The sequence below is a fragment of the Methylobacterium sp. CB376 genome, assembly GCF_029714205.1.
GTDB lineage: Bacteria > Pseudomonadota > Alphaproteobacteria > Rhizobiales > Beijerinckiaceae > Methylobacterium.
Genome location: NZ_CP121648.1, coordinates 4,015,497 through 4,042,266 on the forward strand (window position 1 = coordinate 4,015,497; position 26,770 = coordinate 4,042,266).

A 26,770-nucleotide genomic window follows, 5' to 3' on the forward strand; every position below is an offset into this window, starting at 1 on the left:
CATCCTCGTCCGGCGGCCGGGGAGGTCCGGCCGCCCCGTGCCCGGAGATCTCGCCGCCATGCTCGACGCCCTCAGGAGCCTCCTCGTCGGGATCACCGAGGGGGCCGGCGTGCAGACCCCCTCGGCGGCCCTCGCCTACGGCCTGTCCCTGGCCCGGGAGGCCGGGGCGCACCTGACCGTGCAGGCGATGACGGTCGAGATCGTCGTGCCGAATGCCTGGATCAGCGGCTTCGCGGCCGCCCTCGCCGAGACCGAGAACGCGCGCCTGCGCGGCCTCGCCTGGGCCGCCGCGGAGGCGGCCCGGGCCGAGGCGGCGGCGGCGGGCCTGCGCTGCACGGCCCGCGCCCAGGCGCTCGGCGCCGCCGACCTCTTCGCCCTGCTCGCCGCCCGGGCGCGCGTCAACGACCTCACGCTCCTCGATGCCGAGCCGAGCCTGCTCGCCACCCAGCGGGGCCTGATCGAGGACCTGATCCTCTACGGCGGCGGCCCGCTCCTGGTCGTCCCGCCCGGCTGGACGGAGTTCCGCGCCGCGCGGGCCGTGGTCGCCTGGGACGGCAGCGCCGCGGCCTCCCGCGCGCTGCGCGACGCGCTGCCCCTGCTGCGCCAGGCCCGTGACGTCCACGTCGTCACCGTGACGGCGCCGGGCCGGTCCGACGAGGCCGTGCCGGGCGCGGAGGTCGGCCCCTTCCTGGCGCGGCACGGCGTCGCCGCGACCCTGGTCGACCTGCCCGGGGAGGACGGCGTCGCCGGGACGCTGCGCCGGCACGCGGTCGAGGCGCGGGCCGACCTCCTGGTGATGGGCGGCTTCGTCCATGCCCGCCTGCGCGAGATGGTGCTCGGCGGCGTCACCGCCGCCCTGCTCACGGACTGCCCCGTGCCCCTGCTCCTCGCGCACTGATTGACCGCACCCGAACCGTGATCCACGTCAATGACGAGCCGGCCCGGCTGGTGAAACTCCCGGTTGAGGCCGGGCGCGACCGCCGGCCGCGACGCGGAGCGATGCGATGACGGGAACGGCGGGAACGACGCGGGCGACGGCTTCGGTGCGGGGCAGGGACGGGTCCGTGCCCGGGCCCCTCGCCCCGCACGACCTCGCCGGCCTCGACGCCTACTGGAGGGCGGCGAACTACCTCTCGGTCGGGCAGATCTACCTGATGGAGAACCCGCTGCTGCGCGAGCCGCTGACGCCCGCGCAGGTGAAGCCGCGGCTCCTCGGCCACTGGGGCACCACGCCGGGGCTGAACTTCATCTACGCCCACCTGAACCGGGTGATCCGCGCGCGCGACCTCGACATGATCGCGGTCTGGGGCCCGGGCCACGGCGCGCCGGGGCTGGTGGCCAACGCCTACCTGGAGGGCACCTACAGCGAGATCTACCCGGACGTCGCCCAGGACGAGGCCGGGATGGCCCGCCTGTTCCGGCAATTCTCCTTCCCGGGCGGGATCCCGAGCCACGCCTCGCCGGAGCTGCCCGGCTCGATCCACGAGGGCGGCGAGCTCGGCTACTCCCTCGTCCACGCCTTCGGGGCCGCCCTCGACAATCCCGACCTGATCGTCGCCTGCGTGGTGGGCGACGGCGAGGCCGAGACCGGGGCGCTCGCCGCCTCCTGGCACTCGGCGAAGTTCCTCGACCCGCGCCACGACGGCACCGTCCTGCCGATCCTCCACCTCAACGGCTACAAGATCGCCAACCCGACCATCCTCGCCCGCATGCCCGAGGCGGAGCTGAGGAGCCTCCTCGTCGGCTACGGCTACGACCCGATCATGGTGGCGGGCGACGAGCCCGCCCCGATGCACCAGGCCATGGCGGCGGCCCTCGACGACGCCCTCGACCGCATCGCGCGGATCCGGCACGAGGCCGCGGCGGAGCGCCCGCGCTGGCCCATGATCGTGCTGAGGAGCCCGAAGGGCTGGACCGGCCCGGCGCAGGTCGACGGCAAGCCCGTGGAGGGGACCTGGCGCGCCCACCAAGTCCCGGTGGCGGCGATCCGCGACAACCCCGAGCACCTCGCGATCCTCGACGCGTGGCTGCGCTCCTACGCGCCGGAGACGCTGTTCGACGCGGCCGGGCGCCTGCGGCCCGACCTCGCCGCCCTGGCGCCGCGCGGCGAGCGGCGGCTCTCGGCCAACCCGCAGGCCAATGGCGGGCGCCACCCCAAGCCCCTGCGCCGGCCGCCCCTCGCGCAGCACGCGATCCCAGTCCCGGCGCCGGGCGCCACGGAGGCGGAGGCGACGCGGGTGCTCGGCGGCTACTTGCGCGACCTCCTCTCCCTCAACGCCGAGGCCCGCAACCTGCGCATCATGGGGCCGGACGAGACCGCCTCGAACCGCCTCGACGCGGTGTTCGGGGTGACGGACCGCGCCTGGCAGGAGCGGATCCTGCCCGGCGACGAGCATCTCGGCCGCTTCGGGCGGGTGATGGAGGTGCTGAGCGAGCAGCTCTGCGAGGGCTGGCTCGAAGGCTACCTGCTCACCGGCCGCCACGGCCTGTTCGCGAGCTACGAGGCCTTCATCCACGTCGTCGACTCGATGGTGAACCAGCACGCCAAGTGGCTGAAATCGGCCCGGGCGCTGCCCTGGCGGCGGCCGGTGCCGTCGCTCAACCTGCTGCTCTCGTCCCACGTCTGGCGCCAGGACCACAACGGATTCAGCCACCAGGACCCGGGCTTCATCGACTTCATCGCCAACAAGCGGGGCGACACCGCGCGGGTCTACCTGCCGCCGGACGCCAACACCCTGCTGTGGGTGGCGGATCACTGTCTGGGCACGCACGACCGCATCAACGTCATCGTGGCCGGCAAGCAGCCGGCGCCGCAATGGTTCTCCCCCGAGGCGGCGGCGCGCCACTGCGAGGCCGGGCTCGGCGTCCTCGACTTCGCCTCGACGGAGGGGCAGGGGGAGCCGGACGTGGTGATGGCCTGCGCCGGGGACGTGCCCACGATGGAGACGCTCGCGGCGGTGGACGCGCTCCGCCGCGCGGTGCCCGACCTCGCCATCCGCGTCGTCAACGTCGTCGACCTGATGACCCTGGCCTCGCCCGACGCGCACGAGCACGGCATCGACGACGCGGCCTTCGACGGGATCTTCACCCGGGACCGGCCGGTGATCTTCGCCTATCACGGCTATCCCTGGCTGATCCACCGGCTCACCTACAAGCGGACGAACCACGCGAACTTCCACGTCCACGGCTTCATCGAGGAGGGGACGACGACGACCCCCTTCGACATGGCGGTGATGAACCGCCTCGACCGCCACCACCTCGCCATCGCGGCCCTGCGCCGCGTCCCGCGCCTCGGCGCCCGGGCGGGCCGGGTCGAGCGCGCCCTGCGGGAGCGGCTCGCCATCCACCGCGAGCACGTCTGCCGGACCGGGGAGGATCTGCCCGAGATCCGCGACTGGCGCTGGGGGGAGGGGGAATGGCCGCCGGCCGCCTCCGCGGATCCGTCCCGCGAGGAGGATGCGGATCCGCGCGACCTCGAGGCGGGCTGGCAATTCATGAGCTGAGGCGGCGGGGCGCGGCCCGGCGCGCGAGGCGCCCGGGCCGCGCCCCGGGAGGATCAATCCACCGCGACCATCACGTCCGACGCCTTCACCACCGCGTAGGCGTCGCCGCCGGCCGCCAGGGCGAGCGCGTCGACGGATTCGTTCGTGATCGAGGCGGTCACGATCTGGCCGGGCGCGATCTCGATCTTGACGTGCGCCGTCGTGGCGCCCTTCTCGACCGAGACCACCTTGCCCTTCAGGACGTTGCGTGCACTGATCTTCATGTTGCCTCCAGGACGGGATCCGGGGGGAACCCTCCGGCGCGACGTTACCGCACCGCCGGATCGCAGCATAGACGGTTCGTCGGCGGCGCGAAATCTTTCGTTACTCTGGGTCATGGGACCGAGATGCGGCGGCGTGCCGAGGTGACCCGCCCGGCCGTCCCGGCCGGGCGCCCCGCCGAACCGCGCGACATCTTCGCGCCCCTCAGCCGAACTTGAACAGCACCCCGAAGCCGCCGCGGGGATAGTTCCACTCGATCTCCCCGGACGGCTCGCACAGCACCCGGCAGGTGCCGCACTCGAAGCAGCCGTCCGGCACCACCTCGACCTGCCCGCCGTCGCTCAGGCTGTAGCAGCCCGCGGGGCAGAGCCGCGTCATGGCGAGCAGGTTGGGCGACGGCTCGACGTGGGGCGCGATGCGGATGTGGGGGCGCCCCACATCCACCACGTAGCGGTTCTGGTAGAGCTTCTCTTCGACGCGCGCGGTCATGACGGGCCTCCGGTGATGCGGTGGATGGGGTGGCGCCCGCTCAGCGCCACGCGCGGGCGACGCGCACGGCGTCGCCGATCAGCCCCGGCAGGGAGCGCCGGCGCACGACGCTGCGCCAGGTCGCGCGCTCCTTCTCGCGCTTGGGCACGCCGTCGACGCGCAGGAAGTTCTGCGCCGCCTTCGACATCAGCTCCGGGTAGGTGAGGAAGAAGTTCTTGGAATGGGTATGCAGCAGGGCCGGCATATCCTTGTACTTCTTCATGTCCTTCATCACGAAAGACTCCTCGACCATCTTGCGGTAGAGGGCGAGGTTGGCGGCGGTCGGGGGAAGGCGCCGGCTCTTGAGCTGGAAGATGGCCTCGGCGGCGAGCCGCCCGGTGGTCATCGCGAGGTTCGAGCCCTCGCGGTGGATGGCGTTGTTGAACTGCGCGGCGTCGCCGACCACGACCCAGCCGTCGCCGCAGAGCTGCGGGATCGCCCTGTAGCCGCCCTCCGGGATCAGGTGGGCGGCGTATTCCTTCACCTCGGCCCCGGCGAGCAGCGGGGCCACCGAGGGGTGCTTCTTGAAGGCGTCGAGCAGCCCGTAGGGCGTCTCGGCCCCGTCGCGGTAGTCGGAGACGAGGCAGCCGAGGCCGACCGACAGGCTCTCCTTGTTGGTGTACAGGAAGGCCATCCCGGTCATGCCGCGGGAGATCGTGCCGATCGCCTCGATCACGACGCCCTCATCCTCCCGCAGGTTGAAGCGGGCGTCGATCGTCTCGGCGGGCAGGAAGTGCATCTCCTTGACGGCGAGCGCGACGTGGTCTGGGCGCGGGATCGGCCGCAGGCCGGTCCGCGAGCCGAGGAGCCCGTTGACGCCCTCGGCCAGCACCACCACGTCCGCGTGGACGACGCCCCCGCCCCGGTCCGTGCGCACCCCGATCACCCGGCCCGAGGGGTCGCGGATCAGCTCGGTCGCGGTCGTCTCGCAGAGCAGCGTCGCGCCCGCCTCCTGCACCTGGCGCGAGAACCAGCGGTCGAACTGGGTGCGGATGATCGTGTAGCGGTTCGGCTTCTCCTCGTTGAAGTCGTCGGAGCGATAGTGCATGCCGACATGCGAGGTGCCGTCCATGATCCAGAGGCGCTGCTCCAGCACGTGGCGCTCGAGCGGCGCGTCCTCGCGGAAGTTCGGGACGAGCTGCTCCAGCATGTCGGCGTACAGGATGGCGCCCTGGACGTTCTTGGAGCCGGCGGTCTCGCCGCGCTCCAGCTGCAGCACCTTGAGGCCGCGCTTGGCCAGGGTGAGCGCGCAGGCGTTGCCGGACATGCCGGCACCCACCACGATGGCGTCGAAGGTCTCTACGGTCATGGCGGGGCTCCTCAGCCGGCGAGTCGGTCGCGGGAATGGGGCGAGAGGCGCCGCCGGAAGGCCTCGGTCAGCGCCGGCAGCAGCCGGATCGCGTCGGCCACGACGCCCAGATGGGCGAAGTCGAAGATCGGCGCGTTGGGATCGGTGTTGATGGCGACGATGAGGTCGGCGCCCTCGACCCCGACCCGGTGCTGGATCGCGCCCGAGATGCCGGCCGCGATGTAGAGCTTCGGGCGGATCGTCTTGCCGGTCTGCCCGATCTGGCGGTCGGAGGTGATCCAGCCCTTCTGCACGAGGGGCCGGGAGCCGCCGAACTCGGCTCCGAGCGCCAGCGCGAGGTTGCGCACGAGCTGGAAATTCTCGGCTGATTGCAGGCCGAGCCCGCCCGCCACCACCACGTCCGCGTAGGCGAGGTTGGCCCTGGAGGCGTCCCGGTCGGCCACGAAGGACAGGACCTTGGTGACGATGTCCGCCTCCGCTATGGCGAGGCCGCGGGCGATGACCGGGCCGACCGGCCGCTCGACCCGCGCGGGCATCGGCATCACCCGCGGGCGCACGGTCGCCATCTGGGGCCGGTAGTTCAGGGTGTAGATCGTGCAGAGCAGCGAGCCGCCGAAGGTCGGCCGGGTCGCGCCGAGCGACTTGTCGGCGTCGACGTCGAGCTCGGTGCAGTCGGCGGTGAGGCCGGTGAGCAGGGTCGTGGCGACCGAGCCCGCGAGGTCGCGCCCGAGCGTGGTGGCGCCCAGCAGCAGGATCTCGGGCTTGTAGGCGTCGACGAGGTCGGTCAGCGCCTTCGTGTAGGGCTCGGTGCGGTAATGGGCGAGGACCGGATCCTCGCAGAGATAGACCCGGTCGGCGCCGTAGCAGAAGGCCTCCGCCACCGCCGCGCGGGTGCCGCTCTCGGGTGCACCGATCACCACCCCGGCGAGCGAGACGCCGAGCTTGTCGGCGAGGCGCCGCCCGGCCCCCATCAGCTCCCAGGAGACCGGGTGGACCTGGCCCCGCTCCAGTTCCACGAACACCCAGACGTGCTGGTAGGCCCGGAAATGCTCCGGGAGCTCCTTCTTCGTCCCGGCGCGGCCGCCGGCCGCCGGTTTCGACTCGGGCTTGGCTTGGCTCATGGCGTCCTCCTGTCACTGGCCGGCCGCGAGGCGGGCGAGGTCGTCTTCGAGGCCGGGGCTGCGGGCGAACAGCGCCTCGATCAGCCCCTCGGCGAGGCCCGCCGCGTCGCGCCCGTGGGTCGGCACCAGGGCGGCCTTCTCCGCCCGGGACGCGGGCGCGAAGACGCGCTTGACGACCGTGGGCGAGCCGCGCAGGCCGCAGCGCGCGATGTCGGCGATGCCGGCCTCCCTGGCGCTCCAGGTCACGATCTCGGCCCGGGCGGCGCGCAGGGCCTCCGCGAGGCTGCCGCGCCGCATCTCGTTGATCCCCTCCAGCACCGTCACGAGGCAGGGCAGGCGGGTCCGCAGCACCTGCACGCCGCCCTCGGCGCGCCGCTCCACCGTGACGGAGCGGGCCGAAAGGTCGAGTTCCGCGATCCGCGCCACGTAGGTGAGCTGCGTCAGGTTCAGGCGCTTGGCGATGCCGGGGCCGACCTGCGCGGTGTCCCCGTCGATCGTCTGCTTGCCGGTGAAGACGATGTCGGGCGGCCCCCAGGTCGCGCCGATCCGGCCGATCGCGGTCGCGAGCGCGAAGCTCGTCGCCAGCGTGTCGGAGCCCGCGAAGACGCGGTCGGTGAGCAGCACCGCCCGGTCCGCCCCGAAGCCCAGGGCCTTGCGCAGGGAATCCGCCGCCATGGGCGGCCCCATGGTCAGCACCGTCACCTCGCCGCCGTGGCGGTCGCGCAGCCGCAGGGCCGCTTCGAGCGCGAACAGGTCGTAGGGATTGATGATCGTCGGCACGCCCTGCCGCATGATCGTGTTCGTCACCGGATGCACCCGGATCTGTCCGGAATCCGGCACTTGCTTGATGCAGACCACGCTGTGCATGTCGCTCACCCTGCTGGAAGCGCGGCGAGATCGCCGACTCCACTGTCTTCCTCTCGACGTTGAGGCATTCGCCGTGCCAGGCCGGATGATCGGCCTGGGTCTTCGCTTTCAATGACTTGGAGCGTCACCTGGGGACACTTGGAGCGTCGCTCGGATGATCGCTCGGATGTGGGTGTCGGATCGGTGTCGGCTTGCCGACACGGTGAGTCAGGATTGCGTCAGGGGGTGCAGGATGTCGGCCAGGGGCACGAAGGCGCCCCGCGCCGGCGGGCGCTCGGGATCGTGCTCCCTGAGCACCTTGAAGACCCGCTCGGCGAGCGGGGTCGAGGTCGCGAAATCCCGGTAGGCGCGCTCCAGCGTGTCGCGGGCGGCGCGCCGGACGGCGTCGTCGTCGAGCCCCGCGAAGGAGGTGGTGGCGAGGTACTGGCCCATCCGCTTGAGGATGTGCAGGCGCGCGACGCGCAGCACCTCGGGCGCGTAGGGCAGGTCGAGGACCTGGAAGAACTCCTCGGCGCTCGACAGGGCGGCGAGGCGGTCGAGGCAGGGCGACGACATGGGAGTCTCCTCGGAGGGGATCAGGTCGGGTCGGACGGCTCGGCGGCGGGCGCCGGCGCGGCCGCGAGACGGGTTTCCAGGCGCTCGATCCGGGCCGCGAGGGCGACCAGGGCGGCGCCGAGGGGATCGGGCAGGCGGTGATGCTCCAGGTCGATGCGCCCGTCGGCGCGCGGGCGGCCCGCACGGGCCGCGGCGACGAGGCGGCCCGGCACGCCGACCACGGTCATGCCGGCCGGCACGTCCGTGATCACCACCGAGTTGGCCCCGACCCGGGCCCCGGCGCCGACCTCGACCGGCCCGAGGATCTTGGCGCCCGCGCCGACCAGGACGCCGTCGCCGAGGGTCGGGTGGCGCTTGCCGGGCGTCCAGGAGGTGCCCCCGAGCGTGACGCCGTGGTAGAGCGTGACGTCGTCCCCGATCACCGCGGTCTCGCCGACCACCACGCCGGCGCCGTGGTCGATGAAGAAGCGCCGCCCGATCCGGGCGCCCGGATGGATGTCCACGTTGGCGACGAGGCGGGCCGCCCAGGAGACGAGCCGGGCCGCGTACTTGAGGCCGCCGCGCCAGAGCCGGTGGGCGAGGCGGTGCAGGATCACCGCGTGCACCCCCGGATAGGTGGTGACGATCTCGACGAGGTGGCGCGCCGCCGGGTCGCGCGAGCGGACGCAGGCGACGTCCTCGGCGATCTGCCGCCAGAGCGGCGGCTCCCGGGCGGCCGTCCCGGCCCGGGCGCCGGCGCATTCGGATCCCGCTCCGGGGGCCGCCCCGGCGGGGAGGGGAGGCGCCCGCCGCGCCGCCTGCGCCGCGGAGGCGCGGGCGAGGCGCCCGAGCTCCGCGATCTGAAGCGCCCGCAGCCGGCGCGCGCGCGATCCCATGATCATCGCTCAGCTCCCCGCGGCGGCGAAGCGCGGCAGCGGCCGCGCGCTCATCAGGCACTCGTCGTGGAGGCGCCGCAGCAGGCCCGGCGGCACCGCCGCCTTGGTGCGCACCGCCGCCGCCCGGACCCGTTCCAGGAGGTCGCGGGCGACCTCCGCGTCGAGGCTGCGCCCCTGCGCCGCGAGGGCGCTGGCGAGCGCCGCCACCCCCGAATGCTTGCCGATCACGATGCGGTGGCTGCGCCCGAGCATCCCGGGATCGAGCGCCTCGTAGGTCGCCCGGTCCCGCAGCAGCCCGGCGACGTGGATGCCGGATTCGTGGGTGAAGATGTCCTCGCCCACGATGGCCTTGCCGCGCGGCAGGGGACGCTCGGCCGCCGCCGCGACGGCGGCGGCGAGCGGGCGCAGCGCGCGAAGGTCGATCCCGGTCGGCCCCTGGCCGAACCGCGCCAGCGCCACCGCCACCTCCTCCAGGGCGGCATTGCCGGCCCGCTCGCCGAGCCCCGTCACGGTGACGCTGGCGTGGCGCGCCCCCGCCCGCAGCGCCGCCAGCGTGTTGGCGGTGGCGAGGCCGAGATAGTCGTGGGCGTGGAATTCGAGGGCGAGGTCGGTGGCCGCGGCGAGGCGCCGGACCAGGGCGTCGGCGGCGAAGGGATCGAGCACGCCGAGCGTGTCGGCGAGGCGCAGGCGCTCGGCGCCCGCCGCCCGCGCCGCTTCGGCGACGCGGCAGAGGAAGTCGGGATCGGCGCGCGAGGCGTCCTCGGCGCCGACCGCCACCGCGAGGCCGAGGCGCCGCGCGCGCGCCACCGTCGCGGCGACCGCGTCGAGGGCGAAGGCGCGGTCGCGGCCGAGCTTGCCGCGCAGCTGGGCGTCCGAGACCGGGATCGAGTGGTTGACCGCCGGCACGCCCGCGGCGACCGCGGCGAGGAGGTCGTCCTCGCGCATCCGGCACCACGCGATCACCCGCAGGGGCAGCCGCAGCGAGACGATGGAGCGGATCGTCTCGATCTCGTCCTCGCCCATGGCCGGCGTGCCGGCCTCGATCTCCGGGACCCCGGCCGCCGCGAGGGCCTCGGCGATCTCGATCTTCTCGCGGCGGGTGAAGGCGACGCCCGGGGCCTGCTCGCCGTCGCGCAGGGTGGTGTCGTTGAGGAACACGGTCCGGGCGGAGGGCGGCCCGGACGGTGCGGGGGGAGGGGAGGCGGAGGACGGTTCCGGCATGGCGCGCTCCGGGTGGGGGGACGGGGGCCTGGAGCGGGCGCGTCCGGGGGACCCGCGACCCGCTCCAAGTCGCGGTGTCTTGGTCTCGGTGTCTTGGTCTCGGTGCCTTCGGCATTTCCCTCGCCGCGGCGGCGGGGTGCCGGGCGTCAGGCGTAGACGGGATTGAAGGACGCGGCCTCGCTTCCCGTCCCGCTCCAGAACGGGGACAGGTCGCGCAGCTTGCCGACGATGCCCGGCATGGCCTCGAGCACCCGGTCGACCTCCTCGCCCGTCGTCTCGCGCGAGAGCGAGAAGCGGATCGCCCCGTGCGCCGCCGTGGCGGGCACCTTCATGGCGCGCAGCACGTGGGAGGGTTCGAGCGAGCCCGAGGTGCAGGCCGAGCCCGAGGAGGCGGCGATCCCCGCCCGGTTGAGCAGGAGCAGGATGCCCTCGCCCTCGATATACGCGAAGGCGACGTTGGCGGTGTTGGGCAGGCGGTGATCCGGGTCGCCGGTGACGAAGCAGTGCGGGATGCGCTGCAGCAGGCCCTTCTCCAGCCGGTCGCGCAGGGCGCCGACCCGGATCGCGTCCGCGGCGAGCCCCTCCGCGGCGATCCGCGCCGCCGCGCCGAGGGCGACGATGCCCGGGATGTTCTCGGTGCCGGCGCGCCGGCCCCGCTCCTGGTGGCCGCCGCGCAGGAGCGGCCGGACGCGCAGGCCGCGCCGCAGGTAGAGCGCCCCGACGCCCTTCGGCGCGTGCAGCTTGTGGGCCGAGAGCGACAGCATGTCGATCGCCGTCGCCTTGAGGTCGATCGGCACCTTGCCCACCGCCTGCACCGCGTCGGTGTGGAACATCGCCCCGTGCGCCTTCGCCTCCTCGGCGAGGTCCGCGACCGGGAAGATCGTCCCGGTCTCGTTGTTGGCCCACATGATCGACACCACGGCGACCCGCTCCGACAGGGCCGCGCTGTAGGCCGCCCGGTCGAGCCGCCCCTTCCCGTCGACCGGGATGACGTGGACCTTGATGCCCCGGTTCTTCTCCAGGTGGCTGCACAGGGAGAGCACGGCCGGGTGCTCGACCGCGCTGGTGACGATCTCCCGCCGCCGCGGGCTCACCTCCAGGGCGGAGAGGATCGCGGTGTTGTCGCTCTCGGTGCCGCCCGAGGTGAAGACGATCTCGGAATCGTGGGCGGCGCCGAGCAGCGCCTGGACCTCGCCCCGCGCCGCCCGCACGGCCCCGCCCACCGCCGCCCCGAAGGCGTGCATGGAGGAGGCGTTGCCGAAATGCTCGGTGAGGAACGGGAGCATGGCCTCCACGACCCGGGAATCGACCCGGGTGGTGGCGTTGTTGTCGAGATAGGCCGTGGTGTGGGTCGCGGTCATGGTCGCCTCCGGGCGGTCTGGGGCTACTTCACCGGGACGACCCGGAGCGGGAGGCCGAGGGCCTCGATCAGGCGCTGCTGCACGCCCGCCACGGTGACGCTCGCCATCTGGCAGCCGACGCAGGCGCCCGAGAGCCGCACGCTCACCACGGTGCCCTCCACCTCGACGAGTTCGCAGTCGCCCCCGTCGCGCTGGAGCACGGGCCGCAACGCCTCGATCGCCTTGTCGATCAGCCGGATGCGCTGCATCGGGGTGAGCGCGGCGGGCGCGAGCGGGCTCTGGGGCGAGGGGAACGCCCTGGTGCCGGCGCCCGGCGCCGCACTGGCGCCCGGCGCCGGGGATCCCCGAATGCCTGGGCGAGCCGGGGCTTGCTCTTCAGGCTGCGGGGATCCGCCGCCCCGATCCGGTAAGCGGCGCCCGCCGCGAGCAGGCCGGCCTCGACCATCTCCCGGTTGACGCGGGCGAGCGTGCCCTCGATCGCCTCGAAGCAGGTCAGGCAGCCGCCGCCCGCCTTGGTGTAGAAGGTGACCTGCTCGGGCGTGGTCAGGCCGTTGGCGCGCACCGCCCGCTCGATCATGCCCTCGTCGACGCCGAAGCACTTGCAGACGAGGGCGCCCTCCTCATGGTCGTCCTCGACCGTCTCGCCGCGGTAATGGGCGACCGCGGCCTGCAGCGCCTCGTAGCCCATCACCGAGCAGTGCATCTTCTCGGGCGGCAGGCCGCCGAGGAAATCCGCGATGTCCTGGTTGCTGATGGCCAGCGCCTCGTCGACCGTCTTGCCGATGACGATCTCGGTCAGCGCCGAGGAGGAGGCGATGGCCGAGCCGCAGCCGAAGGTCTGGAACTTGGCCTCGGTGATCACCTCCGTCTCCGGATCGACCTTGAGCATCAGCTTGAGCGCGTCGCCGCAGGCGATCGCCCCGACCTCGCCGACCGCGTTCGCCTCCGCGAGCAGGCCCGCATTCTTCGGATTGAAGAAGTAGTCCTTGACCTTGTCGGAATAGTCCCACATGGCGCGTCCTCCTCAGCCGAAGGACTTGCCGCAGGCGCATTTCGCCCCCGCATTCGGGTTCTCGAACACGAAGCCCGAAGTCTCGAGCGCCGTGACGAAGTCGATCCGCAGCCCCGAGACCAGGCTCTGCGAGCGGCCGTCGACGAAGAGCCGCACGCCGTCCTGCTCGACCACGAGGTCGCCGTCGCGGGCGCTGGATTCCAGCCCCATCATGTACTTGTACCCGGCGCAGCCGCCGGCCTCGACCATGATCCGCAGGCCGGTCGGTGTGCCCGGCGCCTGCGAGAGCGCGGTCTTTACCGCGGTGACCGCGTTGTCGGTGAGCGAGATCATGTCGGGATCCTCCGTGAGGGTCGGGTTCCGGCCCTCCGAGCGGCAATCCCCGTGCCATGACTTATACTGTTGAATTGTTTGGGTTTTCCCGGTCGCGAGCGCCGTGTCGCAAAGGCGACAAGTCCGACACTCGGTCGGATTGTCGCGGGGAGCCCGGCGGCCCGACGCGCGCGGGACGCCCGCCCGCCCGCCCGAGGCCGGGCGCCCCCTCCGCCACCCGCACGGCGAAGCGGCAGGCCGGCGCGCCCACGGCCTCGCAGGCGAACTCGACGACGCGGGTGCGCGGGTCGACGAGGTCCCGGAACAGGGACTCGAACACGGCGCCGCAATAGGCGCAGGCCGGCTCGCGGCTGGTGACGGACCGGCTCACCGGGCCGCCGGCGATGACCAGGGTGGGGAGGGGAGCCCAGGCGACCTCGAAGCGGCCCGCGCCCACGAACGTCCAGGCATGCCGGCCGATGGCCGCCAGGAGAACGCGCAGGGCGAGCCGGCGGGGCAGGAGCGCGAGCAGCACCCGCAGCGGGCGCGGGATGCGGTGCGCCAGGAGGTAGCGCCCCGTCAGCTCCCCGGCCTCGCGCCCGACCGCCCCCGCGAGGGTGGGGCCCAGCACCGCGTGCAGAGCGGCGTGGAGGCGCGCCACGTCCCCGTCCGGCACCATGGCCCGGGGCGGGTCCGCGAGGTGGTGGCGCAGGCCGGCGCGGGCGAAGACCGCGTCGCGCACGATCGGGCCGTGCCGCGTCGCGAGGGCCTCGGCGACGCGGGTGACGGCGTTCGGCCCGATGCGGGCGGCCGCCCCGGCCTCGGCCCTCACGGGGTCAGGCCTCGGCCCGCGGGCCGCCGCGCGTGAAGGCGACGCGGGGCGGCGGGGTCCCGTCCTGGTCCTCGGCCATCTGCTGCCGGCCGCCGCCGCAGGCCATCAGCTCGGCCGGGATCACCGCCTTCGAGCGGCGGTTCTGGGTGGTCTGCCACTCGATCGCGGTGTCGGCGGCGCGCCGGCGCGTCGCGTCGAAGCCGAAATCCACCGTCTTGCGGGATTGCGGGCCCCAGTACTCGACCTTGCCGAGGTCGTAGAACTTGCGCTCGAATCCCGCCTTCAGGAACGCCTTGAGGCAGCCCAGCAGGTAGCGGCGGCGCGCGCCGGATCCCGACCAGGGATAGGAGAACAGCGCCTTCCTGAAGTAGAACCGGCGGTAGTTGTTCATCACGCGGTCGAGCAGCTCGCCGCGGTCCATGGCCTGCGGCTTGATGATCGGCGTGACGAAATTGTACTTCTCGTAGTCGAAGATCTCGACTCTGTCGCCGAGGTCGCGGAACAGGTCCGAGAACGGCCAGGGCGTGTACATCGACCAGTTCGCGAGGTCGGGCGCCCAGTCGCGGGCCATCCGGTAGGTCTCCTCCAGCGTCTCCGCCGTCTCGTTCTCGAGCCCGACGATGAACTGGGCCTCCACGACGATGCCGGCCTCGCGAAGCAGCTGGATGGCCTTCTTGTTCTGGGCGACGGTGGTCTCCTTGTTGAAGAGGTCGAGCTTCAGCTGCGCCGCCGCCTCGGTGCCGAGCGAGACGTGGATCAGCCCCGCCCGCCGGTAGAGCGGCAGCACGTCCTCGTCGCGCAGGATGTCCGTCACCCGCGTGTTGATGCCCCACAGGATGTCGACCTCGCGCTCGATCAGCTCCTTGCAGAAGGCGATGAACTTCTTGCGGTTGATGGTCGGCTCCTCGTCGGCGAGGATGAAGAAGCCGACGCCGTATTTCTCCTTGAGCTCAACGATCTCGTCGACGACCTTCTTGGGGTCGCGGATGCGGTAGTCGCGCCAGAATTTCCACTGCGAGCAGAAGGAGCAGGTGAACGGGCAGCCGCGGGCCATGTTGGGGATGGCGACGCGAACGCCGAGGGGGATGTAGGTGTACTTTTCCCATTCGAGCACGCTCCAATCCGGGGACAGCGCGTCGATGGCCTTGACGGTGGGGGCGGCGGGGGTCGCGACGACGCGGCCCTCCTCCAGGTAGGCGAGGCCCCTGATCGCGGCGCGCGCGGCCGGCCAGCGTCCCTCGGCCACGGCGCGGGCGACCTCGACCATGATCTCCTCGCCCTCGCCCCGCACCACCGCGTCGATCCAGGGCGCCTCCGGCAGGACTTGGCCGTACATGAAGGTGGCGTGCACGCCGCCCAGCAGCGTCACGGCGCCGGGGCGGACCTCGCGGGCGATCTGGAGCACCCGCTCGGCCTTGTAGATCGAGGGCGTGATGGCGGTCGCCCCGACGATGTCGGGCGCGAGCGCGGCGATCCGGGCCCGCAGGACCTCGTCGTCGAGGTCGTTCGTCATGGCGTCGATGAAGTGGAGGTCGTCGAAGCCCGCCGCGCGCAGCGCCCCCGTGAGGTAGGCCACCCAGGCCGGAGGCCAGTTCCCCGCGATCTCGGCGCCGCCCGAATGGTAGTTGGGGTGAACGAAGAGGATGCGCATGGGTCGACACTCCCGAGTGTCAAGTTAGATTGACACATGCGCGCCGCCGCGATTTGCGCTGGATCAAGGCGGCCGGGATCCCGGCCCCGGCGCGGCCGGGCCGGACGCGGAATCGGGCGAACTCGCCGGCGCCCGCGGGAGCGCCGGACCCGCCCCGGGGCGCCCCCGCTCAGGCGCCCGGCGGCACCGCGTTCACCCACAGCACCACGGCCTCGTCGGTCTCCGAGGGATTGCCGTAGCGGTGGGGCCGCCGGCTGGCGAAGCGGAAGCTGTCGCCCGCGGCCAGGGACAGGGCCGCGTCCTCCACCCACAGCGCGAGCCGTCCCTCCAGGACCAGCCCCGCCTCCTCGCCGCCATGGGTCAGGGCCTCGTCGCCCGTGCTCGCGCCCGGCGCCAGCCGCATCAGGAACAGGCTGAGATGCCCGTCCGCCCCCGGCCGGGTGAGCAGCTGCTTGGCGATGCCGGAGCGCCACAGCGTCAGCTCCGCGCGCTCGTGCGGCCGGGTGACGATCGGCTCGGCGGGCCCGGGCGCCGCGCCGAACAGGCTCGCCAGCCCGACCTCCAGCAGGTCGGCGAGCTGCGTCAGCACCCGCAGGGACGGGGAGGACAGGCCGCGCTCGACCTGGCTCAGGAAGCCGATCGACAGGCCGGTGCGCGCCGCGATCGCCTTCAGCGACAGGCCGCGGGCCTGGCGCAGGGCGCGCAGGCGCCGGCCCATCGCGAGGTCGGCCGCCCGCTCGCCGGCCCGCGGCGCGGCCTGCCCGTTCCCTCGACCCGTCCCGGCCTGTTTCATGTGCGTGAAATCTGGTTGCGCTGCGCGGCGCATTATGCCCAGATGTTCACGTTCATGAAATCCGCCGCGGAAGCCCGCGCGACGGCGCGTCCGCCCCTCAGAGGAGCACCGAGATGAAGCGTCTCGTCCAGGCGGCCTGCGCGGCCCTCGCGCTCGCCCTCGCGGGGCCGGCCGGGGCCCAGACCGCCCTGAAGGTCGGCTCGACGCCGACCGGCATCCCCTTCACCTTCCTGGACACCAAGACCAACTCCATCCAGGGCGTCATGGTCGACGTCATCACGGCCGTCGGGCGCGAGGCCGGCTTCACGGTCCAGGTCGAGCCCCTGCAATTCTCCACCCTCATCGCCGCACTCAACGCCAAGAAGATCGACATCATCTCGGCCGCGATGTTCATCACGCCGCCCCGCAAGGAGGTGATCGACTTCTCCGCCCCGGTCTACACCTACGGCGAGGGGATGATCGTGGCGAAGGGCGACACCAAGGACTATACCGGCTTCGCCGACCTGAAGGGCGAGACGGTGGGGGCGCAGGTCGGCACCGCCTTCGTGGAGCCCCTCAAGAAATCCGGCCTGTTTTCCGAGGTGAAGATCTACGACACGATCCCCGACATCCTGCGCGACGTGAATTCCGGCCGGCTCAAGGCCGGCTTCGCGGACGGGCCGATCCTGGCCTACAACCTCAAGCTCGGCCTGTTCCCGAACGTGCGCCTGGTCGACAGCTACAAGCCGACCGTCGTCGGCTCGGTCGGGATCGGCCTGCGCAAGGAGGATAGGGACCTGCGGGAGAAGATCGACGCGGCCCTCGCCAGGATCAAGGAGAGCGGCGAACTCGCCCGGATCCTGGACAAGTGGGGTCTGAAGCCGTCCGCGAACCCGTCCTGAGCGGCCGGGCGCCATGGACAGCTTCCTGGCGGATGCCCGCGAGTTCGTTCCGATCCTGCTGCAGGGCGTGCAGCTGACGATCCTGATCACGCTCGGCTCCCTCGTGGTCTCGACCGTGCTCGGGCTCGTCTGGGCGATGATGCGGGTCTCGGGCGTGCGCTCCCTGGCCTTCGCGAGCGCGCTGTTCATCAACGTGATCCGGGGCATCCCGATCATCGTCCAGCTGTTCTACATCTACTTCGTGCTGCCGGATTTCGGCATCGCGCTCACGGCCGTGCAGGCGGGCGTGCTCGGGCTCGGGCTCGCCTACTCGGCCTACCACGCCGAGAATTTCCGGGCCGCCATCGAGGCGATCGACGGGGGCCAGATCGAGGCGGCCCAGACCATCGGCATGGGCTGGGGCCTCACCATGCGGCGCGTGGTGCTGCCGCAGGCCCTGCGCATCGCGCTGCCGCCCTACGGCAACGTCATGATCATGATGCTGAAGGATTCCTCGCAGGCCTCGACCATCACGGTCGCGGAACTCGCGCTTCAGGGCAAGCTGATCGCCTCGGCGACCTTCAAGAACACCAGCGTGTTCACCCTGGTGGCGCTGATGTACCTGGCGCTCAGCCTGCCCCTGATCCTGATCGTGCGGCACACCGAGAAGCGGGCGGGGCGGCGGTGATCGAGCTCGACGGCGTGCGCAAGGCCTACGGCGCGGTGCCGGTGCTCAAGGGCATCACGGCGCGGGTGGCGCGCGGCGAGGTGGTCTGCATCATCGGCCCCTCCGGCTCGGGCAAGTCGACGCTCCTGCGCTGCATCAACGGGCTCGAATCCTACGACGGCGGCGAGATCCGGGTGAACGGGCGCCGGGTCGACCGGGCGAGCCCCACGATCCGCGCCGTGCGCATCCAGGTCTCGATGGTGTTCCAGCGCTTCAACCTGTTCCCGCACCGCACCGCCCTGGAGAACGTGATCGAGGGGCCGGTCTACGTGAAGGGCGAGGACCGGGCCGAGGCGACGGAGCGCGGCCGCGCCCTGCTCGCCCGCGTCGGCCTGTCCGGCAAGGAGGAGGCCCGCCCGCCGCAGCTCTCGGGCGGGCAGCAGCAGCGGGTCGCCATCGCCCGCGCCCTCGCCATGCGGCCGGACGCGATCCTGTTCGACGAGCCGACCTCGGCGCTCGATCCGGAACTCGTCGGCGACGTGCTCGGGGTGATGCGCGGCCTCGCCGAGGACGGCATGACCATGCTGGTCGTCACCCACGAGATCGGCTTCGCCCGCGAGGTGGCCGACCGCGTCCTGTTCCTCGACCACGGACTCGTCGTGGAGGAGGGGGCGGCCCGCGCGGTGCTCACCGCGCCCGAGCATCCCCGCACCCGCGACTTCCTCCGCCGCGTCCTGCATCCCCTGTAGGCTTCGATGACCGAACCTTTCCCGCTCGCCCCCTCGCTCTGGGCCGCCACCGCCGCGCCCGCCCCCGCGACGGCGCCCCTCGCCGCCTCGGGGCGGGCCGACGTGGCGGTGATCGGGGCGGGCTATGCCGGCCTCTCGACCGCCCTGCACCTCGCCGAGGCCGGGCTTCGCCCGGTCGTGCTGGAGGCGCGCGAGATCGGCTTCGGGGGATCGGGCCGGAACGGCGGCCAGGTGATCCCGGGCCTCAAGTACGATCCGGACGAGCTGGTGGCGAAGTTCGGCCCCGAGCGGGGCGAGCGGCTCGCCGCCTTCGCGGGCGCCACCGCCGACGCGGTGTTCGACCTGATCGCCCGCCACCGCATGGAGGTGCCGCATGTCCGCGCGGGCTGGATCCAGGGTGCCCACACGGCGGCGGGGCTGGCCCAGGCGGAGCGGCGGGCCGCCCAATGGGCGCGCCGGGGGGCGCCCGCGCGGCTGCTCGACCGGAACGAGGCGGAGCGGCTCCTCGGCAGCCCGCGCTACCTCGGCGGCTGGCTCGACGGCCGGGGCGGCGCGGTCCAGCCGCTCTCCTACGCCCGCGGCCTCGCCCGCGCGGCGCTCGGGGCCGGCGCGACGATCCACACGGACACGGCGGTCACCGGCATCGCGCGGCGGGACGGGGCCTTCGTCCTGCGCACCGCGCGCGGCCCGGAATTGCGGGCCGAGAAGGTCGTGATCTGCACCAACGGCTACACGGGCGGGCTGTGGCCGGGCCTCGCGCGCACGATCATCGCGGCGAACTCGTTCCAGGTCGCCACGGTGCCGCTCTCCGACAACCTGCGCCGCACGATCCTGCCGGAGGGGCAGGTCTCCTCGGACACCCGCAAGCTCCTGCTCTACTTCCGGCTCGACCATACGGGCCGGCTGCTGATGGGCGGGCGCGGCCCCTTCCGCGAGCCGCGCGGCCCGGCCGACTGGGCGCATCTCGAGCGCATCGTCGCCAAAGTCTTCCCGCAGGCGGCGGATGTCGGCTTCGACCATCGCTGGTGCGGGCGGGTGGCGATCACCCGGGACTTCCTGCCCCACCTGCACGAGCCGGTGCCGGGCCTCGTGATCGACATCGGCTGCCAGGGGCGGGGCGTCGGCCTGCAGACGAGCATGGGGCGGGCCATCGCCGCCTACCTGGCCACGGGCGACGCCGCGGCGCTGCCGCTGCCCTTCGGCCCGGTGCAGCCGCTGCCGCTCCACGGCCTGCACCGCCTCTACGCCTCGGCGGTGATCGCGTGGTACCGCATCAGCGACGGGGGTCTGTGAGGGCGCCCGGGGGCGCCGCTCAGGGGCCGAGCATCGCCGGGTCGAGCCCGTTCGCGCGGGCGAGCCGCAGGAGGTCGGCGCGGGTGTCCTCGGGCAGCAGCACGCCCTCGCGCAGGTTCTCGGCCTCGGCCCGCGCCTCGATCTCGCCCGGGTAGAACACCGCCTCGGCGCCCTCGGCGAGGGGCACGGCCCTCATCTCGGCGATGAAGCGCTCCATGCGGGCCTCGAACTCCGCCAAGGGCTGGATCCGGGCGATGTCGATCGCGAGCGCGAGGTGGCCGGCGCCGCTGCGCCGCTCGGCCTGGTAGGGGCCCGCGACGCCCGCCCCGAAGGCGCTGCCGGTGAGCACGCCGGAGAGCACGTCCATCACGGCCGAGATCGCGGAGCCCTTGTGCCCGGCCATGGGCAGGATCAGGCCGTCGATGGCGGCCTGCGGGTCGGCGGTCGGCCGGCCGGAGGCGTCCATGGCCCAGCCGAGGGGGATCGCCTCGCCGCGCTGGCGGGCGAGGTAGATCTTGCCGCGGGCGACCGCCGTGTTGGCGATGTCGAGGACCAGGGGCGCGTGCCGGCCGGCGGGCGCGGCCCAGGACCAGGGATTGTTGCCGAGCGCCTTGCGGCGCCCGCCCCAGGGCGCCATGGCGGGGCTCGCATTGGTCGACAGGAAGCCGATGCAGCCCGCCCGCGCCGCCATCAGGGTGAAGTACATGGCGGTGCCGAAATGGTTGGAGTTGCGCACCGCCACCGCGCCGATCCCGTGCGCCGCCGCCCGGGCCATTGCCTCCGCCATCGCCTGCGCGGCCACGACCTGGCCCATCGCCTCGCGCCCGTCGATCACCGCGAGGCCGCCGGCATCGACCACGCTCTCCGGCACGGCGCGGGGATCGCAGACTCCCGCGGCGAGGCGGGCGGCGTACCAGGACAGGCGCATCATCCCGTGCGACTGATGGCCCCACAGATCAGCCTGGACGAGGCTGTCGGCGCAGAGAGCGGCATCCTGCGCGCCCATCCCGGCGGCGCCGTAGACCGCCGCCGCGAAGGCCCGCAGGGCCTCGGCGGGGATGCGCGGACCGGTCACGCCGGATTCCCCGGCGGGCGCGTGCGGAAGGCGAGGTGGCGCCCGAGGAAGTCGGCGCGGATCTCGGCCGGCCCCTCGACCGTGAAGGGCCGCGACACGGTGCCGGTCGAGACGATCTCGCCCGCCCGCAGCGCCAGGCCGCGCTCGCCCGCCACCGCGATCAGGTCCGCGAGGGCGGCCGCCGGGTCGGTGGCGTCGTCGCCCGCGAGCGCCCGGGCGCGCAGCTCGCCGTCGACGGCGACGCGGAGGTCGGCGGCGAGCGCGGCGAGCGCCTCCGGGTCGACCGCCTCGCCGACCACCAGCGCCTCGAAGCCGGCATCGTCGGCCGCGAAGCTCGGCCAGCCGGCGGCGCGGCAGTCCACGAAGCGCGACAGCACCACCTCGAAGGTCACGCAGGTCTCCGCGACGAGGTCCCGCAGGGGCGGGGGCGGCGCGCCCGGAGCGACGTCGCGGGCGAGCCGGAAGGCGATCTCGCACTCGATCGTCGCGGGCGCCGCGTGCGACAGGGGCACGACGGCGTCGGGGCCGTGGCAGCGGGCGGCCAGGACGCGTCCGGCGACGGAGCGCCCGATGCCGAGGTCGCGCTTCTGCGCCCGGCTGCCGAGGCCGAGCTTCCAGCCGCTGCAGGGCTCGCCGAGCACGGCGATCAGCCGGTCCTGCACCGCGTAGCCCTCGGCCAGGGTGGCGGGCCGGATCTCCGGCGGCAGGGCGGTGATCTGGCGCCCGCCGCGCCACGCCTCGGCGAGGAGCGCGGCGGCGGGTTCGGGATCGAAACTCATCGGTGCTCGCTCCTGCCGGCTCCGGACCCGTCCCCCTCGCGCGGAATCGCCGCGGCCGCAAGGGCGCGGAGCCGGCCGGTGCGGCGACCGCCCTATTTCTGCCCGGCCGGCGCGGGGTCGCCGCCCCTGAGGACCCGCATGGCGTTCAGGATCACGGAGGCGTCGATCGCCTCCTGCAGCAGGGCGCCCTGGATGGGCGAGAGGTAGCCCAGGGCGGCCGCGACCATGCCGGCGAGGGAGAGGCCGAGCCCGACCCAGACGCTCTGAAGGGCGATGGCGCGGGCGCGGCGCGCGATGGCGATCGCCCGCGGCAGGGGCGCGAGGCTGTCCACGAGCAGCACCACATCGGCCGCCTCCGCCGCCGCGGCCGCGCCGCGGGCGCCGAGCGCCACCCCGAGATCGGCCGCCGCGAGGGCGGGCGCGTCGTTGACGCCGTCGCCCACCATCGCCACCGGGCCGTGGCGGCGCTCGGCGGCGATGATGCGGGCCTTGCCCGCCGGGTCGAGATCCGCCGCCACGGCGTCGATCGGCAGCCCGGCCGCGAGGTGCTCGGCGATCGCCCGCCGGTCGCCGGTGGCGAGCACGATCCGGTCGATCCCGCCGGCGCGCAGGGCCGCGAGCGTGCCGGCGCCGTCGCCGCGCAGCGGGTCCTCGACGTGCAGCGTCGCGGCGGGCGCCCCGTCGATCGCCACCAGGACGCGCGCCCCGCCGGGCGCGCCGCCGCGATCCGGGGGGAAGGCGATGCCGAGGCCGCGCATCAGCCGCGGACCGCCCACCGCCACGGCGCGGCCCTCGACCGTGCCGGCGATGCCCTCGCCCGGATACTCGGTGACGGCGGCGGGGGGCGCGAGGGAGAGCCCGCGCGCGCGGGCCGCCTCGCCGAGCGCCCGCGCGGTCGGGTGGGCGGAGGCTTGGTCGAGGGAGGCGGCGAGCCGGAGCGCCTCGGCGGCCTCGGCGGGGGGGACCGCCTCGATCCCGGCGAGGCGGGCGCTGCCATGGGTGAGCGTGCCGGTCTTGTCGATGACGAGGACGCGCAGCGACGCGAGGCATTCGAGGGCGCCGCCGCCCTTGATCAGGACGCCGATCCCGGCCGCGCGCGACAGGCCGGAGACGAGGGCGACCGGCACCGCCAGGATCAGCGGGCAGGGGGTCGCGACCACCAGGACCGCGAGGGCGCGCAGCGCATCCCCGCTGGCGAGCCAGGCGGAGCCGGCGAGCAGGATCGTGCCGGCCAGGAAGGCCACGGCGTAGCGGTCGGCGAGGCGGCTCATCGGCGCCTTCCGGGCGCGGGCCTCCGCGACGAGCCGCAGGATGCCCGCGTAGGTGCTCTCGGCGGCGCGGCGCTCGGCCGTGAGCGTGAAGGGCGTGCCGACATTCACGGCGCCGCTGAGCACGCGCGCCCCCGGATCGTGCGCCACCGGGAGGGCCTCGCCGGTCAGCGTCGCCTGGTCGAGGACGGCCCGGCCCTCGGCGACGCGGCCGTCGACCGGCAGGACGTCGCCCACCCGCACCAGGATCGCGTCGCCCGGCTCCAGGGCGGCGAGCGGGACCTCGCGCACCACGCCCCCCGCCTCCCGGCGCAGCGCGCTGCGCGGCTGGCGGGCGAGGAGCGCCGTCATCTCCCGCGAGGCCCGCGCCGAGGCGAAGCTCTCCAGCCCCTGGCCGCCCGCGTACATCAGCGCGATGATCACGCCGGCCAGGGGCTGCTGCAGGGCGAGGGCGCCGCCCATCGAGAGCAGGGCGACGAGGTCGAGCCCGACATCACCCCGGGCGAGGCTGGTCACCACCTCCGCCACCAGGACCGCCAGCACGATCAGGGTCGGGACGGCCCAGGCCCAGGCGGCCATCTGGGGCGCGCCGAGGGCCTGGGCCGCGAGGCCGAGACCGAGACCGAGGAGCGGCAGCCCGACGAGGCCGCGCCGCAGCACGCCCCGCCACGCCGCCGGCGCTTCGGGGACCGTTTCGGGGGAGGACCGCGCCGCCCCGCTCTCCGACACTGCCTGCATGGCTTGCCCTCGCCCGCGCCCCGCGCGGCCCGCCCCATCAGCCCGGTTCCGGGAGGGCGGGCCATGATCCGTGTCAAGACCGCCCGCGGCCGCTGCCCTCGAGCCCGCCTCGGAGCAATTGATCAGGCACAAAGACCTCCAGGGGCCGGCGCGCCACATTTCCGGGGAGACGCCGAGGCGATCAAGTTTCGGGGAGCGAGGGAGAACGCCGATGACCACGATCTTCGACGAGCGCGAGACGATGTTCGAGCAGGAATTCGCCCATGCCGAGGAGGTGCGGTTCCGGGAGCGCGCGCATCGCAACCGGCTGCTGGCGGGATGGGCCGCCGGGCGGATGCGCCTCGACGGCGCGACGGCCGAGTCCTACGTCGCCGCCTTCGTGGGCGGCAGCGTGCTGGCCACGGACGAGGAGGTGCTCGCGCGCCTGCAGGCCGATCTCGCGGCGGCGGGCGCCGCCGAGGCGCTGCCCGGCCTGCGCGCCCAGCTGGAGCGCTGCGCCGCGACCGCCCGGGCGGAGCTGATCGTCGGCGAGGCGGTCGACGGGGGCCAGTAGGGTTCCGCGCGAGGCCGCGGCCTCCGCACGGAGGCGGACGCGGATCGACTCCGAGGGGCGGGTGCGGCCGGACCCGCCCCTCGCGCGCCGGGAATTCATGCGACATCCGATCGATGGCTTCGCCATCTCCGATTTCGGCGATGCGGAAGTCGGCTTCGCTCAGGCGCCGCTCAGGCGCCGCGCGGGCTGGTGATCCGGGATCCGCTTCGATCAAGCGGGTCCCGGATCAGGCGGCGCGGGCGTGGGCGGCCACGCGCGCGACCCGGAAGGTGTGGAGCTCCTCCGTCTCGGCATCCCGCAGCGAGACGTACTCGCCCTCCACGAAGCGGTGGGACCCGAGCCGGTAGCCGGGCTCGTCGTCCTGCGTGCTGCGGTCGTCGTAGTCGATCAGCCAGGTGGCGCCCCCGCTCCCGCCCGCCCGGTGGATCAGGCGGCCGTGCCGGTCGGGCTCTCCCGTCCAGAAGCGGCGCACCCGGCAATGGTCGCGCCGCGCCTGCCACTGCGCCGCGTCGAGGTGCCCGTCGGCGTCGAGGGGCGCGACGATCTCGTAGCCGCGCCCCGCGCTGCCTTCCGGGAAGTCCGGGCAGCGGGCGAGCGTCAGGGTGATGGTCGAGAGCATGGCATCCTCCTTCGGGGGCCGGGCCGTTCCGGCGGCCGCTCGGGGCCCTCCTCGCCCCAGCACAGGCCGGCGCGCCGCCCGGGGCCTTGAGCGAGATCAATCCGGTCGCCTCGATCGGGGCGCAGGATGGTCGGAATTCAGCGGAATTGCATCGGGCAATTCGGCCGATGTCTTGTTACCGCATCATGTTTGCCGCCGAACCGGTGACCGTCTCGGCGAATGATGCGTCGTTCAACCTTGGCTCAAGCCGGAGGTATGCCATGCGCGCGCGCGACATCATGCACCGCGACGTCTTCACCGTGCGGCCCGAGACGCCGCTGGGAGCGCTCGCCCGGATCTTCGTGGAGAAGCGGATCAGCGCGGCCCCCGTGGTCGACGAGTCGGGCGCCCTCGTGGGAATCGTGAGCGAGGGCGACCTGCTGCACCGGGCGGAACTGGCGACCGATCGCCGCCGCTCGTCGTGGCTGAGGTTCTTCGCCTCGATCGAGACCCTCGCCCATGAGTACCGGGAGGCCCATGGCCGCACGGTCCGGGACGTGATGGCGAGCCCGGTCGTCACCGCGACGCCGGACACGCCCCTGCCGGAGATCGTGGAGATCCTGGAGCGCCGCCACATCCGCCGCGTGCCGATCGTCGAGGCGCGGCCCGGCCTGCCCGAGCGGCTCGTCGGGATCGTGACCCGCAGCGACCTCGTGCGGGCGCTGGCGACCCTGCTCCCGGCGGCGCCCGAGCCGAGCAGCCCGCGCGATCTCACCGATCAGCGCATCCGCGACATGCTGCTCGCCGAACTCGGCCGGCAGCCCTGGACGGAGAAGGGCGAGAGCAACGTCACGGTGCTCGACGGGGTGGTGCATCTCTGGGGCATGGTGAGCCACGAGGCCGAGGCGAAGGCCCTCGTCACAGCGGCCGAGACCATCCCGGGCGTCGTGGCCGTGCGCGACCACACCTTCGTTGGCACGGTGGGCGCGGAGCCGGTGATGCTGTGAGGCTGGCCCGGGCGGCCCGGGCGGCTCCCTCGGGGGCCGCGCGGGGGCGCGGCCCCGATGCCGCCGCGGCCGGGCCCCGGCCGGGGCCTCACCCGACCAGCCGCTCCAGCGCCGGGGCGAGCGGCAGGTCGAGCAGCGTGATCCCGGCATCGTCCAGGAAGCGCCGCTCGTTGCGGGTGAGGTCCGCCCCGGTCATCACCGCGAAATGCGGCCCGGCCGAGCGCTTCATGATCTGGCGGGCATAGGTCCGCAGCATCTGGTCGTGGAAGCGGCAGCCGAGGAACAGGAAGCCCCGGCTCACGCGCCGCGCGCGCACCTCGACCGGGATCGGCGTCTGGATGTCGATCTCGGTCATCACCTCGACGTAGTCGCTGTCGGCGACCAGGGCCTGGCCCGGCGGGCGGGCGGCGCCGTGGGGCTTGTAGAGCAGAGTGACCCAGCCGCGCGAGGCCGCCTCGTCGACCGGCGTCCCGGCCGCGTCGAAGCCCCGCGTCCAGACGTCCCGATGCGCCCCGGCCCGGGTGATGCCCTGGATCTCGCCCCAATCCGTCCGGCCGCTCGCCGCGAAGGCCGCCCGCAGCGCGCCGTCGTACCAGGTGTCGACGATCAGCCCGAGGCCGCGCCCCGCCAGCGCGGTCTGGAACGGGGTCGGGGCGAGCGGGGGCGCGAAGATCTCGGCCATCCAGGCGGCGAGGGTGCGGCGGTGGCGGCGCTGCTCGATGAACTGCGCCACGGCCCAGAGGTTGGTGCGGATCCGGCCCGGCGCCGCCTGCCGCTGGCCGAGCGCCGCCGCGAGCGCCTCCGGGCTCAGCGGCACCGTGCCGCCCGCGCCCGCGGCGGCCTGGAGGCCGGGCCCGAGATAGGGCACGAGCCGGTCGTCCGCGAGCAGCGCCGCGGCCTCCCGCAGCGGCGCGAGGCCGTCCGGCGCGGCGAGGGAGCGGGGCGCGGCGAGCGGGGGCGGCGCCTGGATCGACGGGTCCAT

The 26,770-nt window shown here is 73.8% G+C and carries 28 protein-coding genes; 8 read left to right on the top strand and 20 right to left on the bottom strand.

The annotated features are described in order from the left end of the window. Nucleotides 1-58 precede the first annotated feature (58 nt). Nucleotides 59-898, top strand: coding sequence for a universal stress protein (locus QA634_RS18090; RefSeq protein ID WP_012333351.1), 840 nt, complete (start codon nucleotides 59-61; stop codon nucleotides 896-898). 106 nt (nucleotides 899-1,004) lie between these two features. Beyond that, nucleotides 1,005-3,503: a phosphoketolase family protein gene (locus QA634_RS18095; RefSeq protein WP_012333352.1), complete on the top strand. Its 2,499-nt coding sequence runs from the start codon at nucleotides 1,005-1,007 to the stop codon at nucleotides 3,501-3,503. Nucleotides 3,504-3,556: 53 nt separating this feature from the next. On the opposite strand, the gene QA634_RS18100 is transcribed toward QA634_RS18095, so the two are convergent. The 15 genes from QA634_RS18100 to QA634_RS18170 all read right to left on the bottom strand — a co-directional run bounded on the left by QA634_RS18100 (nucleotide 3,557) and on the right by QA634_RS18170 (nucleotide 16,201). Continuing rightward, on the bottom strand, nucleotides 3,557-3,766 hold the full coding sequence (locus tag QA634_RS18100) for a TOBE domain-containing protein (RefSeq protein ID WP_012333353.1): 210 nt from the start codon (nucleotides 3,764-3,766) through the stop codon (nucleotides 3,557-3,559). A 202-nt stretch (nucleotides 3,767-3,968) separates the two neighbouring features. Continuing rightward, nucleotides 3,969-4,253 carry a ferredoxin family protein gene (locus QA634_RS18105; RefSeq protein ID WP_012333354.1) on the bottom strand — a complete coding sequence of 95 codons (285 nt, stop codon included), beginning with the start codon at nucleotides 4,251-4,253 and terminating at the stop codon, nucleotides 3,969-3,971. 40 nt (nucleotides 4,254-4,293) lie between these two features. Continuing rightward, a complete protein-coding gene (locus QA634_RS18110) occupies nucleotides 4,294-5,601 on the bottom strand; it encodes an FAD-dependent oxidoreductase (protein WP_012333355.1) in 1,308 nt (435 codons plus the stop codon). Nucleotides 5,602-5,612: 11 nt separating this feature from the next. Beyond that, entirely contained in the window at nucleotides 5,613-6,722 is a 1,110-nt protein-coding gene (locus QA634_RS18115; protein WP_012333356.1) for an electron transfer flavoprotein subunit alpha/FixB family protein, read from the bottom strand. 12 nt (nucleotides 6,723-6,734) lie between these two features. Next, the gene (locus tag QA634_RS18120) at nucleotides 6,735-7,589 is read right to left on the bottom strand and encodes an electron transfer flavoprotein subunit beta/FixA family protein (protein WP_012333357.1); all 855 of its coding nucleotides are present in this window, start codon (nucleotides 7,587-7,589) and stop codon (nucleotides 6,735-6,737) included. Nucleotides 7,590-7,796: 207 nt separating this feature from the next. After that, on the bottom strand, nucleotides 7,797-8,144 hold the full coding sequence (gene nifW / locus QA634_RS18125) for a nitrogenase stabilizing/protective protein NifW (RefSeq protein WP_012333358.1): 348 nt from the start codon (nucleotides 8,142-8,144) through the stop codon (nucleotides 7,797-7,799). Between the two features lie 20 nt (nucleotides 8,145-8,164). Beyond that, entirely contained in the window at nucleotides 8,165-9,025 is an 861-nt protein-coding gene (cysE, locus tag QA634_RS18130) for a serine O-acetyltransferase (RefSeq protein WP_012333359.1), read from the bottom strand. Between the two features lie 3 nt (nucleotides 9,026-9,028). Then, nucleotides 9,029-10,240, bottom strand: coding sequence for a homocitrate synthase (gene nifV, locus QA634_RS18135; RefSeq protein ID WP_012333360.1), 1,212 nt, complete (start codon nucleotides 10,238-10,240; stop codon nucleotides 9,029-9,031). A 146-nt stretch (nucleotides 10,241-10,386) separates the two neighbouring features. Beyond that, nucleotides 10,387-11,601, bottom strand: coding sequence for a cysteine desulfurase NifS (gene nifS / locus QA634_RS18140; protein WP_012333361.1), 1,215 nt, complete (start codon nucleotides 11,599-11,601; stop codon nucleotides 10,387-10,389). A 23-nt stretch (nucleotides 11,602-11,624) separates the two neighbouring features. After that, nucleotides 11,625-11,849 carry a NifU family protein gene (locus tag QA634_RS18145; protein ID WP_283026690.1) on the bottom strand — a complete coding sequence of 75 codons (225 nt, stop codon included), beginning with the start codon at nucleotides 11,847-11,849 and terminating at the stop codon, nucleotides 11,625-11,627. Beyond that, the gene (gene nifU, locus QA634_RS18150; protein WP_283026691.1) at nucleotides 11,831-12,613 is read right to left on the bottom strand and encodes a Fe-S cluster assembly protein NifU; all 783 of its coding nucleotides are present in this window, start codon (nucleotides 12,611-12,613) and stop codon (nucleotides 11,831-11,833) included. Before nifU ends, QA634_RS18145 begins: the two co-directional genes overlap by 19 nt. Nucleotides 12,614-12,625: 12 nt before the next feature. Then, on the bottom strand, nucleotides 12,626-12,946 hold the full coding sequence (locus QA634_RS18155) for a HesB/IscA family protein (protein WP_012333363.1): 321 nt from the start codon (nucleotides 12,944-12,946) through the stop codon (nucleotides 12,626-12,628). A 61-nt stretch (nucleotides 12,947-13,007) separates the two neighbouring features. Beyond that, a complete protein-coding gene (gene bchJ, locus QA634_RS18160) occupies nucleotides 13,008-13,757 on the bottom strand; it encodes a bacteriochlorophyll 4-vinyl reductase (RefSeq protein WP_012333364.1) in 750 nt (249 codons plus the stop codon). Between the two features lie 4 nt (nucleotides 13,758-13,761). Further along, nucleotides 13,762-15,408: a magnesium-protoporphyrin IX monomethyl ester anaerobic oxidative cyclase gene (gene bchE / locus QA634_RS18165; RefSeq protein ID WP_012333365.1), complete on the bottom strand. Its 1,647-nt coding sequence runs from the start codon at nucleotides 15,406-15,408 to the stop codon at nucleotides 13,762-13,764. A 169-nt stretch (nucleotides 15,409-15,577) separates the two neighbouring features. Continuing rightward, nucleotides 15,578-16,201: a cupin domain-containing protein gene (locus QA634_RS18170; RefSeq protein ID WP_012333366.1), complete on the bottom strand. Its 624-nt coding sequence runs from the start codon at nucleotides 16,199-16,201 to the stop codon at nucleotides 15,578-15,580. 113 nt (nucleotides 16,202-16,314) lie between these two features. On the opposite strand from QA634_RS18170, the gene QA634_RS18175 reads away from it, so the two are divergent. Genes QA634_RS18175 through QA634_RS18190 form a run of 4 tightly spaced genes read left to right on the top strand, consistent with a single transcriptional unit; the run spans nucleotide 16,315 to nucleotide 19,770 of the window. Continuing rightward, entirely contained in the window at nucleotides 16,315-17,082 is a 768-nt protein-coding gene (locus tag QA634_RS18175) for an ABC transporter substrate-binding protein (RefSeq protein ID WP_012333367.1), read from the top strand. Between the two features lie 13 nt (nucleotides 17,083-17,095). Beyond that, nucleotides 17,096-17,749, top strand: a complete 654-nt coding sequence (locus tag QA634_RS18180) for an amino acid ABC transporter permease (RefSeq protein ID WP_012333368.1) — start codon at nucleotides 17,096-17,098, stop codon at nucleotides 17,747-17,749. Then, complete coding sequence (locus QA634_RS18185; RefSeq protein WP_012333369.1) at nucleotides 17,746-18,477, top strand: amino acid ABC transporter ATP-binding protein; 732 nt, start codon at nucleotides 17,746-17,748, stop codon at nucleotides 18,475-18,477. The genes QA634_RS18180 and QA634_RS18185 overlap by 4 nt, the downstream gene beginning before the upstream one ends. 6 nt (nucleotides 18,478-18,483) lie before the next feature. After that, complete coding sequence (locus tag QA634_RS18190; protein ID WP_012333370.1) at nucleotides 18,484-19,770, top strand: NAD(P)/FAD-dependent oxidoreductase; 1,287 nt, start codon at nucleotides 18,484-18,486, stop codon at nucleotides 19,768-19,770. Nucleotides 19,771-19,789: 19 nt separating this feature from the next. Here QA634_RS18190 and QA634_RS18195 read toward each other — a convergent pair whose 3' ends face one another. From QA634_RS18195 to QA634_RS18205, 3 genes are all read right to left on the bottom strand, one after another. Beyond that, on the bottom strand, nucleotides 19,790-20,845 hold the full coding sequence (locus QA634_RS18195; protein WP_012333371.1) for an Ldh family oxidoreductase: 1,056 nt from the start codon (nucleotides 20,843-20,845) through the stop codon (nucleotides 19,790-19,792). Further along, the gene (locus QA634_RS18200) at nucleotides 20,842-21,624 is read right to left on the bottom strand and encodes a 2-keto-4-pentenoate hydratase (RefSeq protein ID WP_012333372.1); all 783 of its coding nucleotides are present in this window, start codon (nucleotides 21,622-21,624) and stop codon (nucleotides 20,842-20,844) included. Before QA634_RS18200 ends, QA634_RS18195 begins: the two co-directional genes overlap by 4 nt. Before the next feature lie 92 nt (nucleotides 21,625-21,716). Next, nucleotides 21,717-23,630 (bottom strand): heavy metal translocating P-type ATPase, encoded by a 1,914-nt coding sequence (locus QA634_RS18205; RefSeq protein ID WP_012333373.1) that lies wholly within the window; start codon nucleotides 23,628-23,630, stop codon nucleotides 21,717-21,719. Nucleotides 23,631-23,841: 211 nt separating this feature from the next. Here QA634_RS18205 and QA634_RS18210 point away from each other — a divergent pair, with 211 nt between their 5' ends. Further along, on the top strand, nucleotides 23,842-24,183 hold the full coding sequence (locus QA634_RS18210; RefSeq protein ID WP_012333374.1) for a DUF1476 domain-containing protein: 342 nt from the start codon (nucleotides 23,842-23,844) through the stop codon (nucleotides 24,181-24,183). Nucleotides 24,184-24,409: 226 nt separating this feature from the next. Here QA634_RS18210 and QA634_RS18215 read toward each other — a convergent pair whose 3' ends face one another. Then, nucleotides 24,410-24,802, bottom strand: coding sequence for a hypothetical protein (locus QA634_RS18215; protein ID WP_012333375.1), 393 nt, complete (start codon nucleotides 24,800-24,802; stop codon nucleotides 24,410-24,412). 260 nt (nucleotides 24,803-25,062) lie between these two features. Between QA634_RS18215 and QA634_RS18220 the strand changes: the two genes are divergently transcribed. Beyond that, nucleotides 25,063-25,788, top strand: a complete 726-nt coding sequence (locus tag QA634_RS18220) for a CBS domain-containing protein (protein ID WP_012333376.1) — start codon at nucleotides 25,063-25,065, stop codon at nucleotides 25,786-25,788. Nucleotides 25,789-25,876: 88 nt separating this feature from the next. Here QA634_RS18220 and QA634_RS18225 read toward each other — a convergent pair whose 3' ends face one another. Continuing rightward, nucleotides 25,877-26,770, bottom strand: coding sequence for an SIR2 family NAD-dependent protein deacylase (locus QA634_RS18225; protein ID WP_012333377.1), 894 nt, complete (start codon nucleotides 26,768-26,770; stop codon nucleotides 25,877-25,879).